This is a genomic window from Peribacillus asahii, assembly GCF_003570725.1.
Lineage (GTDB): Bacteria > Bacillota > Bacilli > Bacillales > DSM-1321 > Peribacillus > Peribacillus asahii.
In genome coordinates, this window is sequence record NZ_QWVS01000016.1 from 86,136 (window position 1) to 99,789 (window position 13,654).

At 37.5% G+C, this 13,654-nt stretch carries 13 protein-coding genes and 1 riboswitch; of the genes, 7 read left to right on the plus strand and 6 right to left on the minus strand.

The annotated features are described in order from the left end of the window. Positions 1-109: 109 nt before the first annotated feature. Entirely contained in the window at positions 110-1,093 is a 984-nt protein-coding gene (gene guaC / locus D1953_RS10035) for a GMP reductase (RefSeq protein ID WP_119117040.1), read from the minus strand. 216 nt (positions 1,094-1,309) lie between these two features. On the opposite strand from guaC, the gene sigY reads away from it, so the two are divergent. The 5 genes from sigY to D1953_RS10060 all read left to right on the plus strand — a co-directional run bounded on the left by sigY (position 1,310) and on the right by D1953_RS10060 (position 3,332). Further along, positions 1,310-1,873 (plus strand): RNA polymerase sigma factor SigY, encoded by a 564-nt coding sequence (gene sigY / locus D1953_RS10040; RefSeq protein ID WP_119117041.1) that lies wholly within the window; start codon positions 1,310-1,312, stop codon positions 1,871-1,873. Beyond that, positions 1,827-2,180 carry a YxlC family protein gene (locus D1953_RS10045; RefSeq protein WP_119117042.1) on the plus strand — a complete coding sequence of 118 codons (354 nt, stop codon included), beginning with the start codon at positions 1,827-1,829 and terminating at the stop codon, positions 2,178-2,180. Before sigY ends, D1953_RS10045 begins: the two co-directional genes overlap by 47 nt. Further along, positions 2,173-2,391 (plus strand): sigmaY antisigma factor component, encoded by a 219-nt coding sequence (locus D1953_RS10050; RefSeq protein WP_119117043.1) that lies wholly within the window; start codon positions 2,173-2,175, stop codon positions 2,389-2,391. Before D1953_RS10045 ends, D1953_RS10050 begins: the two co-directional genes overlap by 8 nt. Then, a complete protein-coding gene (locus D1953_RS10055) occupies positions 2,372-2,686 on the plus strand; it encodes a YbjQ family protein (protein WP_119117044.1) in 315 nt (104 codons plus the stop codon). The genes D1953_RS10050 and D1953_RS10055 overlap by 20 nt, the downstream gene beginning before the upstream one ends. 103 nt (positions 2,687-2,789) lie before the next feature. Then, a complete protein-coding gene (locus tag D1953_RS10060; RefSeq protein ID WP_119117045.1) occupies positions 2,790-3,332 on the plus strand; it encodes a glutathione peroxidase in 543 nt (180 codons plus the stop codon). A gap of 42 nt (positions 3,333-3,374) precedes the next feature. Here D1953_RS10060 and D1953_RS10065 read toward each other — a convergent pair whose 3' ends face one another. Then, positions 3,375-4,160: a TIGR00266 family protein gene (locus D1953_RS10065; protein ID WP_119117046.1), complete on the minus strand. Its 786-nt coding sequence runs from the start codon at positions 4,158-4,160 to the stop codon at positions 3,375-3,377. A 656-nt stretch (positions 4,161-4,816) separates the two neighbouring features. Here D1953_RS10065 and D1953_RS10070 point away from each other — a divergent pair. Then, positions 4,817-5,689 (plus strand): YitT family protein, encoded by an 873-nt coding sequence (locus D1953_RS10070; protein ID WP_119117047.1) that lies wholly within the window; start codon positions 4,817-4,819, stop codon positions 5,687-5,689. A 258-nt stretch (positions 5,690-5,947) separates the two neighbouring features. On the opposite strand, the gene D1953_RS10075 is transcribed toward D1953_RS10070, so the two are convergent. The 3 genes from D1953_RS10075 to D1953_RS10085 all read right to left on the minus strand — a co-directional run bounded on the left by D1953_RS10075 (position 5,948) and on the right by D1953_RS10085 (position 10,643). Continuing rightward, positions 5,948-8,041, minus strand: a complete 2,094-nt coding sequence (locus tag D1953_RS10075; protein WP_484237541.1) for a peptidoglycan D,D-transpeptidase FtsI family protein — start codon at positions 8,039-8,041, stop codon at positions 5,948-5,950. Positions 8,042-8,349: 308 nt separating this feature from the next. Further along, positions 8,350-9,534, minus strand: a complete 1,185-nt coding sequence (gene metC, locus D1953_RS10080) for a cystathionine beta-lyase (RefSeq protein WP_119117049.1) — start codon at positions 9,532-9,534, stop codon at positions 8,350-8,352. After that, positions 9,534-10,643 (minus strand): methionine biosynthesis PLP-dependent protein, encoded by a 1,110-nt coding sequence (locus tag D1953_RS10085; RefSeq protein WP_119117050.1) that lies wholly within the window; start codon positions 10,641-10,643, stop codon positions 9,534-9,536. The genes metC and D1953_RS10085 overlap by 1 nt, the downstream gene beginning before the upstream one ends. An 84-nt stretch (positions 10,644-10,727) precedes the next feature. Continuing rightward, positions 10,728-10,842: riboswitch (SAM riboswitch) on the minus strand. Between the two features lie 294 nt (positions 10,843-11,136). On the opposite strand from D1953_RS10085, the gene fumC reads away from it, so the two are divergent. Next, the gene (gene fumC / locus D1953_RS10090) at positions 11,137-12,519 is read left to right on the plus strand and encodes a class II fumarate hydratase (RefSeq protein WP_119117051.1); all 1,383 of its coding nucleotides are present in this window, start codon (positions 11,137-11,139) and stop codon (positions 12,517-12,519) included. A gap of 305 nt (positions 12,520-12,824) precedes the next feature. Here the strand turns inward: fumC and D1953_RS10095 are convergent, their stop codons facing one another. Next, positions 12,825-13,151, minus strand: coding sequence for a hypothetical protein (locus tag D1953_RS10095; protein WP_119117052.1), 327 nt, complete (start codon positions 13,149-13,151; stop codon positions 12,825-12,827). Between the last annotated feature and the right edge of the window lie 503 nt (positions 13,152-13,654).

The following is a 13,654-nucleotide window of genomic DNA, read 5'->3' on the forward strand; positions in this document are numbered from 1 at the left end:
CTGCGAATGAATCCATGAAAAAAGCTGAGCAAGTACAAAAGTCTCTCGCTCAGCTTGGTATGAAAAAATCATATCGATATGGTTGACTATCCAGGGTGCTTAGAAGCTTTTAATATACTTTATCACCGTTAAAGATAGAGTTCTTAACGATAACGTAATCTACATTACGGATTGCTTCTAACTTATTTCCACCTGCATAAGAGATAGAGGATTGAAGATCTTGCTCCATTTCTGTTAATGTATCTTGCAAAGTACCTTTGTGCTCGACGAACATCTTCTTGCCTTCTACGTTTTTCTTTTCGCCTTTTTGGAACTCTGAAGCGGAACCAAAGTATTCTTTATAGAGCTTTCCATCTTTTTCAAATGTTTCTCCTGGTGATTCTTCATGTCCAGCAAATAATGAACCAATCATGACCATAGTTGCACCAAATCTAATTGATTTAGCGATATCGCCATGTGTGCGAATTCCTCCGTCAGCAATAATCGGCTTGCTTGCTGCCTTTGCGCACCAACGCAGTGCAGCTAATTGCCAGCCGCCTGTTCCAAATCCAGTTTTAATTTTTGTAATACATACCTTTCCAGGACCGATGCCTACTTTTGTTGCATCCGCACCAGCATGTTCTAATTCTCTTACTGCTTCTGGAGTTCCCACATTTCCAGCAATCACAAAACTATCAGGTAAGTACTGTTTAATATGTTGAATCATCTCTATTACTGCATTTGAATGACCATGTGCAATATCAATTGTAATGTATTCAGGTACAAGTTGTTCATCTGCTAATTGTTGGATAAACTCATACTCTTCATCTTTAACTCCAACGCTAATCGATGCGATTAATCCACGTGATTGCATATCTTTAATAAAAGATACTCGCTTCTCTGGTTCGAAACGATGCATCACATAAAAGTAACCATTTTCTGCTAAGTAAATAGCAATCTTTTCATCTATAATAGTTTGCATATTGGCAGGTACTACAGGCAGCTTGAATGTATGCTTACCTAAAGTTACCGTTGTATCACACTCAGATCGGCTTTTTACTATACATTTTGCCGGAATTAATTGAATATCTTCGTAATCAAACACATTTTCCATGTTTTACACCTCTAAATACGAATATTTAATTATTTTTAAATAAAAACGTTCGCCCAAATGGTAATTTACATCATTATTATCAGTTTGTCAAAGCTTTTTATACTATAAGACTTTGCTTAGTGTTTTTGGGATTTGAAAATTTTTTTAAAATCGAGTGAACGAATTCTGGAAGCAACACGTCATAATAATAAATCAAAGCGGCGGAGGGGGGAGAGCATGGAAGAAAGAGAGTGGGTTAATGCTGCGAAAAAGGGAGATGAATACGCGTTAGCTCAGTTGTTTCAACAAAATTATTCGTTTCTTGTTCATTATTTAATTAAGTTAACATATAGCCTTGAGCAAGCAGAAGATTTAGCACAAGAGACTATGACAAAAGCAATTGAACATATAGTGAAGTTTAATGGGAAATCGAAGTTTTCAACATGGCTGATTTCTATTGCCACACGTTTATATATCGATCAAAAACGAAAGCAAAAACGAGAACAATCGTGGCAAAAGCAGGAGCAAGCGTTAAGGATGATCAAATGGCAGGCACAATCCGCTAATGAAGACTGGCACATGATGTTAGAGTCATTAGGAAAGTTAAAGGATGATTTTCGAATCCCCATTTTGTTAAAACATTATTATGGATATTCGTACGATGAAATTGCCGCTATGCTGCAAATAGCAGAAGGAACGGTAAAGTCCCGTGTTCATAAAGGAATTCAAATGGTGAGAAAGGAGTTAAATGAAGATGACAAAGGACAATATCCCGTCGGAAAAACAGTCGAGCAAAACTGAAGCAGAGTTTGTACAATCTATGAACCATAGTTTTGAACAATTAGAGCAATCCTTTTCATTTACAACTCCAGATGTCAGTTTTTTTGAGCAAAAAATTGCAGAACAAAAAAAACAAATACGTAAAAAATGGCGCCAGGATCTTCTCCTGTTTAGTACGATAGCAATCATTATCCTTAGTCTTATGTTTACAGCGTTTTTTCAACAGCCCTATGTATTTGTTCTTTTACAAGTTATGACTGTTATTTCTTTAGTTGGCTATACAGGGTATGAATTTAAGAAGGGAAAGGGGCGGGTACGTCATGAGTAAAGTCGATTTATATATACTGCCTATCGTTGCCGTGCTGCTGCTCATTCAAAGTATTTATTTGTTTACGGACGCTAGAAAAAATGGAATGAACTATTGGTTTTGGGGCATTATTGGGTTAATTCAAACACCTATGCCGCTTATCTTCTATTTATTAGTTAAACGTTCTCGAAAAAAAGAGGAGGATGAATTAAATGATTATCGTGACTACTGATTTTGTACCGGGAAAAGAAATTACAGAATTAAAGGGATTTGTACGAGGAAACAGCGTACAGTCCAAACATATTGGAAAGGATATTCTGGCAGGGCTTAGAACGATTGTCGGTGGTGAAATCGACGAATATACAGAAATGATGACGGAAGCAAGACAAAAGGCCATTGGCAGAATGGTAGAGGATGCGAAACAGAAAGGAGCTAATGCGATTATTGCGGTCCGTTTAGAAACGTCGGCTATTATGCAAAATGCGTGTGAAATTATTGCATATGGCACGGCTGTTTATGTGGAATAGGGTTTAGGTTCGTTAGCGTTCCTCCATAGTTATTTAGGCATATTACTTTTTGTTTATTTATGAGTTTTATATAATAATGTCATATAGAACTAGGGGGAATGACATGAGTATTTACAATTTTTCAGCTAGAAGAATGAATGGACAGGAAGTATCTTTAGAGAAATATAAGGGAGAGGTACTCGTTATTGTAAATACTGCTAGTAAATGCGGATTTACTCCGCAATATGAGGATTTACAGAAGCTGTATAAACGATATGAGAATAAAGGATTGACGATTCTTGGATTCCCTTGCAATCAATTTGGAGAACAGGAACCAGGGGAAAATGAAGAAGTAGAAGCTTTTTGTCAGTTGAACTATGGTGTTTCTTTTCCGTTATTCAGTAAAGTGGAAGTAAGAGGAGAAGGTGCTCATCCTTTGTTTAAATATTTAACTTCAGTAGCGCCATTTCAAGGCTTAACAAACAGTTTCAATGCGAAACTGTTGAAAGCAAGATTAGAGCAGGAATATCCTGAGTTATTGCCTGGAGATTCTATTAAATGGAATTTTACCAAGTTTTTAATCGACCGCGACGGAAATGTGGTAAAGCGATTTGAATCAACGGATAGCCCCCTTGATATGGAAGAGGATATCGAAAAGTTATTATAAACGGAAAGAACAAAGACTGTCGAAAGCTCGACAGTCTTTTGTTTATTTTTCAAATAAATTAAAGATTCCTTTTACAACACTTCCTTCGTCAGAAGAACCGCCATTATGCGGCATTGCAGCAAAAACACGGCTTGATAGACGGCTGAATGGAAGGGATTGAATCCACACTTTACCAGGACCGCGCAATGTGGCGAAGAACAAGCCTTCACCGCCGAATAAGGCTGTTTTCACTCCTTTAACAAATTCAATATCATAATCCACACTGCTTGTCATAGCGACTAAGCAGCCTGTATCAACGCGCAGAACTTCGCCTGGAGCCAGTTGTTTTTCGTGAATAGTGCCCCCTGCATGAACGAAGGCCATGCCATCGCCTTCAAGCTTTTGCATAATAAATCCTTCACCACCGAAGAATCCTGCCCCAAGCTTACGTTGAAATTCAATACCGATTGAAACTCCTTTGGCCGCAGCGAGGAAGGAGTCCTTTTGACAAATAATTTTGCCGCCTAGTTCACTTAAATCCATTGGAATGATTTTTCCTGGATAAGGAGAAGCAAACGATACATGACTTTTACTCGCTCCTTCGTTTGTAAAAGTCGTCATAAACAAACTTTCCCCTGTTAGAAGACGTTTACCTGCACCAAACAGTTTTCCCATAATTCCACTATTTCCAGCCGATCCATCACCAAATACGGTTTCCATTTTAATGTTACCATCCATCATCATAAAGCTTCCTGCTTCGGCAACGACCGTTTCTTTCGGATCTAATTCTACTTCAACAAATTGCATATCATCGCCAAAAATTTTGTAATCAATTTCATGGTTATTCATCAACTTACCTCCATTTTTATACGTCTTCTTTTATTTATTGTAAAAGAGGTTGAATAAATGTGCGAATATTTTTTACAAAAATTTCTTTTTTTAGTGGTGGATCTATCGATAGAGGTTTTACTTTGATAAGGGGAATCTAAATAGCAGTATCATGTAAGAGTCTGTCTAAAAAGTCCGTAAAGTATAAGGTATTAATGAAAATTTTATGGATAATAGTCCTATTCCTTTGTTAGATTTCTAGATAATGTCCTTCATGGCTGTGATGAAGGCCGTTTGCTTGGTTGGGTTGCGTGAAAAAGTCCTTCATAGCTGTGATGAGGGCCGTTTGCTTGGTCGGGTTGCATGAAAAAGTCCTTCATGGATGTGATGAGGGCCGTTTGCCTGGTTGGGTTGTGTGAAAAAGTCCTTCATGATTTTTGGGACAGTCTCATTCTTGTTGTATGGGGGAAGAAAGAGTAGGAGAGTAAGCAAAGTCAACGACGTTCAAGAAGATAAACATAAACTACATTGTTCTTTAAGCTTTCAAAAGTGCTTTGCCAAAAAAATGAGATACTAATATAATTAAGTGTGGGAAGGGGCTAAACGGTTAAAGTGTGATTACATAAATGCTTGAAAGAAGTGTGAAAATGAAAAAAATTTGAAACGAGGACATTAAAATGAGTACAATTACAAAGCAAAAATCCCGTAAACTTCAAGCAGTTTTACGCGTATTATTGATTATTGTTGGGGCTTTTACCACAGCATATGGACTAGAAGCGGTATTAATCCCAAACAATGTATCAGATGGTGGTGTAACAGGTTTAAGTATCGTTGGTTCAGAATTAATTGGAATACCTCTCGGATCTCTAATTGCAGTACTGAATATCCCATTCGTATTTTTGGGATATAAACAAATTGGGAAAAGCTTTGCTATTTATTCGGTTATCGGTATTGCTTCACTAGCAGTCGGCACTATTCTTATGCATCAGGTCCCAACCATTATTCAAGGTGATACATTGTTAGTAACCGTTGTGGGTGGTATTATCATCGGTTTTGGAATGGGGCTAGCATTACGAAACGGCGGTGCATTAGATGGAATTGACATGTTAGCCGTATTACTTTCTCGAAAATTACCTTTTGGAACAAGTGATCTTATCTTATTCTTAAACATATTTGTCTTTATTGTTGTTTCAACGATATTCGGTCTTCAAGGGGCTATCTTATCGGCAATTGCTTACTTTATTGCCTCTAAAGTTATTCACATCGTTGAAGAAGGGTTGAGCGGTTCTAAAACCTTTAACATTATTACAAATGAACCCGAATTAATGGTAGAGACAATTCGTAATCGTTTAGGTCGTGGAGCAACGTATAAACTAGCTGAGGGCGGCTATTCAAACGAACAATTTAAAGAAATCACTTGTGTGATTAACCGTTTAGAAGACAGCAAAATGAAAGAAATCATTCGTGAAATTGACCCAACTGCCTTTGTTACGGTATATGACGTAGCAGAAGTTAAGGGAGGCAACTTCAAAAAGCAGGATATTCATTAATTAAACTACCTGAAAATAGAACAACTAAAGCTATTAACGTGACACTGTTACATATATCAAGGGATGAAAAAGGGACTTGCTGCGGCAAGTCCCTTTTTCATTATTAGAGATGCATAGGTTCATAAAATTTGTGGGTTTTAACAAAATATTTATTGATTTAAGATAGATATATCCAGATAAAAATACATAGGATAATTGTCCATTTAAACGAAGAGGCTGTCCCGAAAGCCATTTTATGACTTTTGAGGACAGCCCTTTTTATTCGCTTTTTTTACCAGAAGCGCGTTCTTCTTTTAATTTAAAATACGTATCTAAAGTTTGTTTGCCGATTCGCTTATTAATATCATCAGAGCCGCCTGGTTGATAGGCCCAAGGTACAACAACAGCCATAGCGATTTCTGGATTATTGTAAGGAGCGTAACTGACGAGTGTTAAATTAGTAGTCGGTACTAGCCCGCTGAACTCGTTTTTACGCGGTCCGTCATAGAAAGCTTCTGCTGTTCCTGTCTTAGCAGCTGGTCGATATGATTTCCCCATGAAATACTTAGCAGCTGTTCCGCCCGCTTCTTGAGCAACTTGGCGGAAGCCTTCTTGTACGCGGTCCATCCATACTTCCTGCCCGTTCAACGTGTTTAATACTTTCGGCTGGATTTGTTGAAAGACTGGGCCGATTGTTTCTTCATTACTAGGCTCATGAATTTCTTTTACAATTCTTGGCTGCAGACGCTTCCCGCCGTTTGCAATCGTGGAAACATATTGAGCTAGCTGCATTGGAGTATACGTATCGTATTGTCCAATCGATAAGTCTAGTAATAAACCAGGAAGGGTATCTGGTCCTCTTGCTCCAGGTGTTTCGTTTGGAAGATCGATTCCTGTCCGTACGCCAAGGCCGAATTGAGCGTAATGATTGCGCATAACGGAAAAGGCGTTTGGATTTATTCGCAAGGCTTGACCTGGAACGTAGTGTCCGCCGCCAATTTTAATCGCTGTTTGGAACATGTATACGTTGGATGATTTCTTTAAAGCTGTAACATCACTAACAGGGCCTAAATTCGCATAGGAACCTTTTTGTGTTCCACCAATACGCATCTTTGTATCATAGAATGTCGTTCCTGGAGAAATGGCTCCTAGTTGAAAGCCCGTGTAGACGGTTGCTCCTTTGACAGCTGACCCCATTGTATAAGACGTTGTAATATTTCCTAGGGCAAAGTCTTTAATTTCCATAGCTCCAGTTTCGCTGTTTCGTACATATTGCTTTCCTGCCATCGTTAATACTTCCCCTGTATTCGGGTCCATCAACACAACGAATGCTCGATCTAGTAAGTATGTGCTTCCTTTTGCTTTTGTTATTCGTAATTCTTTTTCAATAATTTCTTCAACAGCTAATTGTAAATCCATATCGATTGTTAAAACTAAGTCTTTGCCTCGTTCTCCTTCGGAAAGTGGTTTTGTATCGACGACCTCTCCTTGTCGTAACACCGCTTCCATTTTCGCTTTTTTCCCATGAAGAATATCTTCATATTGCTTCTCTATGTAACTAAGCCCGACACGATCGTTACGACTGTATCCTCGTGCTAAGTAGTAGTCGATATTGTCGCGTGGAAGACCTTCGTCAGAAGAAGATACTTTTCCGATAACAGAACGCAATGTTTCGTCATAAGGATAGTCTCGTTCCCAATCTGTTGTAACACCTACGCCAGGCAGGGAGTCCAGTCGTTCACTTACTCTTGCGAATTCTTGCTCTGTTACGTCTTTATTTTTCACAATAGAAGGGGTGAGAGCGTAGCCGCTGTTGAATTCACGGAAAATAGCTAATACTTCCAGCTCGTCATCTGTGAATTTATCCAACTCTGTTTCTTTAATTCTCTCTAACTGAAGTTTATATAAATCTTTTTCTTCTAATTTATGGTTTTTAACGAGTTCTAAATCCTTATCAGTAATGAGAGCTTCTGCTTCTTTCGGATGTGTTAAAAGCCAAAAATCTTTCTTATCCCGTTCCGTAATTTTTTTCGTATCTTGCTCAATTAATTTAGCAAGCTTTTCTGCTGCTTTAAGCATTTCATTTGATTTAGTATTTGGATACTTCGTATAAGTAATCGCTTTAAGCGGCTTATTATCCACAATTGGATTGAAGTATCGATCATACATTTTGCCACGGGGAACCGGTGTGCTAATAGTATCATTTTCCGTTCGTTTGACTTCGCGTAAATATTCATCACCGTATACAATTTGTACGACTCCAAGCTTGATGATTAAACCAGAAAATAATAAAAAAACGATAAAAAATAGAAAATTCAAACGAAGAGAGACGGTTCTCCTTTTTTTCTTTTTCTTTTTCCCTTTATTCAATATTCATCATTCCTTACAAATATCGTTAGTTCCATGATATAGAAAATTCACTTTTATTTCTATGGTTTTGCAAAAATTACAGGAACTTTACAACAATTCAGTTTAGAAGAGAAAAAGTTTGAGTGTGCTTAAGTCTCTTTTTAAAAATGAATCGATGTAATAAATGGGTATATAAAACTATTAAAAAGTAAGGAATTTGTATTGATCTATATACTAAGTAGGGGGTATAAAGTAAATTGAGTCATAAGAACTGTTTTCGCTTCAGTAACAAATAATCGCTAGGATATATGAATTATCCTAGCGATTATCAGCTATTGTGCAGTTATCGTGTGGCTTGCTTGGATCTTTTGCAGCGCTTGTTCAAAGTCTTGAATTAAATCATTAGCATTTTCTAATCCAACGGAAACTCGAAGTAAGCTATTAGTAATGCCGCGTTTTTCACGTTCATCAGCAGGCATAGCTGCATGAGACATTTTTACAGGATAAGATAGAATCGTTTCAACAGCCCCTAAGCTCACGGCAAAAACAGGTAATTGTACGTGATCGACAAATGTTCGGAGTGCTTCTTCACTTTCTAGTTCAAATGAAAGAACCGCGCCGGCTCCACTTGCTTGATTATGTTGAATGTCATATTGCGGATGATCAGCTAATCCTGGGTAATAGACGCTCTTAACAAGTGGATGCTGATTTAAATATTCCGCTATTTTTTGAGCTCCTTTTTGAGAATGCTCCATTCGTACAGATAATGTTTTTAACCCTCGCATTACTAGCCAAGCATCTTGTACGCCAAGTACTGCTCCGAATGCATTTTGGAGTGTGCCAAGTCTAGCTGCTAGCTCGGGATCTTTCACAACTGCAAGTCCTGCTACAACATCGCTATGTCCAGATAAGAACTTCGTTGCACTATGCAGTACAATGTCGGCACCTAGTTGAAGTGGTTTTTGTAAAGCAGGAGTTAAGAATGTATTGTCTACATACGTTAAGGCTCCAATTTCTTTAGCGAAATCACAAATTTGTTTAATATCGGTTACTTTAAGAGTTGGGTTTGATGGTGTTTCCATATAAATAGCTTTCGTATTTGGTCGAACCGCTGCTTTCACGCTTTCAAAATCTGTCATGTCGACAAATGTATGGTCAATGTTAAAGCGGTTTAACACCGTTGTGACCATTCGGAATGTTCCGCCGTATACATCTTCTGTAACGACGATATGGTCACCTGCCGATAATAATAGGAAGGCTGTTGAGATGGCTGCCATTCCTGATGCGAAAGCAAACCCATGTGTTCCATCTTCTAGTTCAGCAATAATCGTTTCTAATGCTTCACGAGTCGGATTTAGACTGCGGCTGTAATCGTATTTACCAAATTGATCAACGTCAAATTGATGGAACGTAGATGCATGTTGAATTGGAACACTAACGGCACCAGTTGAAGGATCTACTTTATGTTCATTATGAAGCAAGCGTGTTTCAAAGCTAAATTGTTCCCCGTTTTTCATTATAATACCTCCTGTTTTACACGAGCAAAAGCTTGTTCTAGGTCTTGAGTTAAATCGTTATAATCTTCAATGCCGACAGAGAAGCGCAGCAGTCGATTACATACGCCGGTTGCCAGTCGCGTTTCTAACGGAATATCAGCATGCGTTTGCGTTGCAGGGTACGTAATAAAACTTTCGACTCCGCCAAGGCTTTCAGCGAAGCAAATTAATTGTAAAGATTGTAAGAATGGATTAACGGCTTTTTCATCGATAATGCGGAAGGAAAGCATGCCGCCTTTTCCTGGATAAAGTACATCTGTAACGCATTCATGATTTGTTAAGTATTCAGCAAGTGCTTTAGCATTTTGTTCATGTTGTTTCATGCGTAGAGCTAAAGTCTTCATTCCGCGCATAAGAAGCCAAGAATCGAATGGACTCAATACAGCTCCGTATCCATTATGGTGGAACGCTAACGTGTCACATAATTCTGTTCCTTTTGCGACAATCAATCCAGCTAGTACATCATTATGCCCGCCCAAATATTTCGTTGCACTGTGAATGACAATATCAGCACCTTCTAAAATTGGCTGTTGAAGGAGTGGGGTATAGAATGTGTTGTCCACAATTAATATTAAGTTATATTTCTTAGCAATGTCGGCAACAGCTCGAATATCTGTTTCCTGCATAAGGGGATTTGTTGGGGTTTCTAGAAAGATGGCTTTTGTTTGCGGAGTAATTGCATTTTCAATTTCACTCAAACAACAAGTATCTACATATTTACAGTTTAAACCCCATTTTTTAAACCCTTGTTCTAAAAGACGGTATGTTCCACCGTATAAATCGCCGCTAACAATCCATTCATCGCCTGATTCAAATAAAGCTAAGATTGTTGCAATAGCTGCCATACCCGAACTGCAAGCAAAGCCTCGATCGCCACCTTCAAGATCAGCGATTGCTTGTTCAAGAATTTGACGAGTGGGATTTCCAGTACGAGTATAGTCGAATCCAGTAGATTGTCCGATTCCTTCATGTCGATAAGCAGTTGAGAAATAGACAGGAGGATTTACTGTTCCTGTAGCTGTTTCGCTTCTATTTCCAATTTGAGCAAGATATGTTTCCTTTTTATACATCACCATCACGGCTCCTTTAAAGATACGAAATAAAAAAAGTCTTCTTTAAGAAGAAGACTTTAATTGAAGTAAGTTGAGTCATTCTTCTTATCTGCCAAGTTACAGGAACTTGAGGAATTAGCACCTTTTCATTGATAACAGGTCAATGAAGGTTGCTGAGGTGTCAACGGGCCATTCCCTCGACCTCTCTGGATAAGAGTTCAAATAATTCGTTTTTTTTGAATTTACTATACATTTTTCTTAATGTCAATACCAATAGAAGATTTGTTCGATGATATCATCAATCTTTATACTGTCTATTTTTTTAACAGTCATACGTAAACTAATGAACTTTATCGTATAACGTACGAAAATAAGCTATTTTTTTGCTATATACATGGAAAACATTGTACAATGTGAATGAGAATCAATCTCAATGAATGACATATGGTCTATTGAGAGAAACTAATTAACGGACTATATGATTTTATATGTAAATGGGAGGCAAGGAATAATGGAATTTAGAATTGAAAGTGACACGATGGGTGAGGTAAAGGTTCCTGCGGATAAATATTGGGGAGCTCAAACAGAAAGAAGTCGCAATAATTTTAAAATTGGTAACGAAAAGATGCCAATCGAATTAATTCGAGCATTTGCTTATGTAAAACAAGCAGCAGCTAAAGTAAATCATAAGCTTGGAGATTTATCGGAAGCGAAGAAAAATGCTATTGTAACGATTTGTGGAGAAATTTTGGATGGGACGCTTGATGAGCACTTTCCGCTTGTTGTTTGGCAAACGGGTAGTGGAACGCAAAGTAATATGAATGTCAATGAGGTTATTGCTAATAAAGGTAATAAGTGGTTAGAGGAGATTGGAGAATCGGAAAGACTTCATCCAAATGATGATGTAAATAAGGCGCAAAGTTCGAACGATACATTTCCAACGGCGATGCATATTGCTGCCTATATGGAGGTAGTCAATCAACTAATTCCAGCTATTAAAGTACTGCGTGATACGTTTAAAGAAAAGGAAAAAGAATTTTGGGATGTAGTAAAGATTGGTCGAACACATCTTCAAGATGCAACGCCTCTTACATTAGGTCAAGAAATATCCGGATGGAGAGCGATGTTAGATAAGAGTTTAGCTATGGTAGAAGAGAGCAGTCAAAAATTATTGAACTTAGCTCTTGGTGGGACAGCGGTAGGAACAGGGATTAATACAGACCCTGAATTTCCAGAGGAAGCAGCGAAACAAATTGCTGAGGATACAGGACATCCGTTCCAAACATCTGATAATAAATTTCATGCGCTGACAAGTCATGATGAAATGGTCTATGTCCACGGTGCGTTAAAAGCACTAGCTGCTGACTTAATGAAAATTGCTAATGATATTAGGTGGTTAGCAAGTGGTCCAAGAAGCGGTATTGGCGAAATTGCGATTCCAGAAAATGAACCAGGAAGTTCTATTATGCCAGGTAAGGTAAATCCGACTCAAAGTGAAGCCTTAACGATGATTGCGACTCAAATCGTTGGAAATGATGCAACCATTGGATTTGCAGCCAGCCAAGGTAATTTCGAGCTAAATGTCTTTAAACCGGTTATTATTTATAATTTCTTACAATCAGTTAAATTATTAACAGAAGGAATTCTTTCCTTCAATAACAACTGTGCGGTTGGAATTACAGCGAATGAAGAAGCTATTAAACAAAATGTAGAACGATCTCTTATGCTTGTTACGGCGCTTAATCCATACATTGGTTATGAAAGAGCAGCGAAAATTGCGAAACATGCATTTAAGGAGAATTCTACTTTGAAAGAAGCAGCCCTTCAACTTGGTTATTTAACAGAAGAAGAATTCGATAAATGGGTCGTCCCAGCTAATATGGTGAATAAATAAGAAAGTTTAATGTACCCTTTCGCATGATTGTGAAAGGGTACATTTGTCATGATTTCAGAAAGATACATATGTACACGTAACATGTGAGGAAAATAAATATAGAAATTAATGAATGATTGTAGTGGAGATAACATCTATGAGGAATCAATCTATTTTTGAAGAAAAGTGATGGATTTCCCCATTCAATACTGAATGGGCGAGTTCCATACTTCATAATTCATGGGATAATCTAAGCTTAAGACAAACAGGTGGTAATGCTTATTGAAAGGACATCCAATGAAGGGATGCCTTTCTAAATGATGGCTTTAATTAAAAGGGAGGGTGTATTGGTGGACATTTTCAATTGGATTTGTGACGATTAAACGATTACCAGAAAAGCTCCAATTCGCCAAATCATAGCAAAGGTATCTAGTTGGGATTTCATCATCATCTACTTCAATTGTTCTTAGACGAAGAAGCTCGCCTTCAAATGGCCGAAGTCTTTCTAATTCTTCTTCTAGGTTTATTGCTACTTCGAAACTAGGAGCTGTGTTCTGAATACCGTTACTCTCGAAAAGGACCTCTACTTGTTTCCACTCCACTGGATTAGAATCCGTCTTTTTTTCGAATAAATATACATCAGCAAACTGCATATTATCACTCCCTTTCCATGTTATTCCAATTATAACATATATAGATAAAATAAAAAATACAAAAATGCTTAAAAAGTTAAAAATTTACAGAAAATTCACAATTAGACGCTGTTTTTATCAGGTGAATAAATGCTTGAATATGCAAAAAAAATACTGTTTTAATCCAAATTTTAAACAAATCTCTTTATTCGGATAAATAAGAAAATAAAAAAAACCTCCTTTTTTTTATTATTGTAGTAAAAAGTGTCGGCTTCTTAAAAAGACAACTATTCTTACTTCGCTTGTGACATAACGAGCGTGAATCTTGCTTCAATCTTTAGTATGAATAATGTGAGGAATATCTATTCGTGCTATAAAAAATTTTAGTTTAGGAAGAAGCCTTATCATCGATGATTTTCATTATATGCAATGACTATAAGGGGTAGTACCAACTTAAGGATCCATTATTTAAAGTAAGATAAAGGACCTGTCCGATAGCGGAGCAGGTCCTTTTGTCGTTTGTT

What these genes read in the sequence shown, in the direction of transcription:
- D1953_RS10050 (WP_119117043.1), top strand. Translation starts at nt 2,173, where the DNA reads ATGAGTAAAGTCGATTTATATATACTGCCTATCGTTGCCGTGCTGCTG.
- D1953_RS10065 (WP_119117046.1), bottom strand. Translation starts at nt 4,160, where the DNA reads ATGAATAACCATGAAATTGATTACAAAATTTTTGGCGATGATATGCAA.
- metC (WP_119117049.1), bottom strand. Translation starts at nt 9,534, where the DNA reads ATGAAAAACGGGGAACAATTTAGCTTTGAAACACGCTTGCTTCATAAT.
- fumC (WP_119117051.1), top strand. Translation starts at nt 11,137, where the DNA reads ATGGAATTTAGAATTGAAAGTGACACGATGGGTGAGGTAAAGGTTCCT.
- D1953_RS10060 (WP_119117045.1), top strand. Translation starts at nt 2,790, where the DNA reads ATGAGTATTTACAATTTTTCAGCTAGAAGAATGAATGGACAGGAAGTA.
- D1953_RS10055 (WP_119117044.1), top strand. Translation starts at nt 2,372, where the DNA reads ATGATTATCGTGACTACTGATTTTGTACCGGGAAAAGAAATTACAGAA.
- D1953_RS10085 (WP_119117050.1), bottom strand. Translation starts at nt 10,643, where the DNA reads ATGTATAAAAAGGAAACATATCTTGCTCAAATTGGAAATAGAAGCGAA.
- D1953_RS10045 (WP_119117042.1), top strand. Translation starts at nt 1,827, where the DNA reads ATGACAAAGGACAATATCCCGTCGGAAAAACAGTCGAGCAAAACTGAA.
- D1953_RS10095 (WP_119117052.1), bottom strand. Translation starts at nt 13,151, where the DNA reads ATGCAGTTTGCTGATGTATATTTATTCGAAAAAAAGACGGATTCTAAT.
- guaC (WP_119117040.1), bottom strand. Translation starts at nt 1,093, where the DNA reads ATGGAAAATGTGTTTGATTACGAAGATATTCAATTAATTCCGGCAAAA.
- D1953_RS10070 (WP_119117047.1), top strand. Translation starts at nt 4,817, where the DNA reads ATGAGTACAATTACAAAGCAAAAATCCCGTAAACTTCAAGCAGTTTTA.
- sigY (WP_119117041.1), top strand. Translation starts at nt 1,310, where the DNA reads ATGGAAGAAAGAGAGTGGGTTAATGCTGCGAAAAAGGGAGATGAATAC.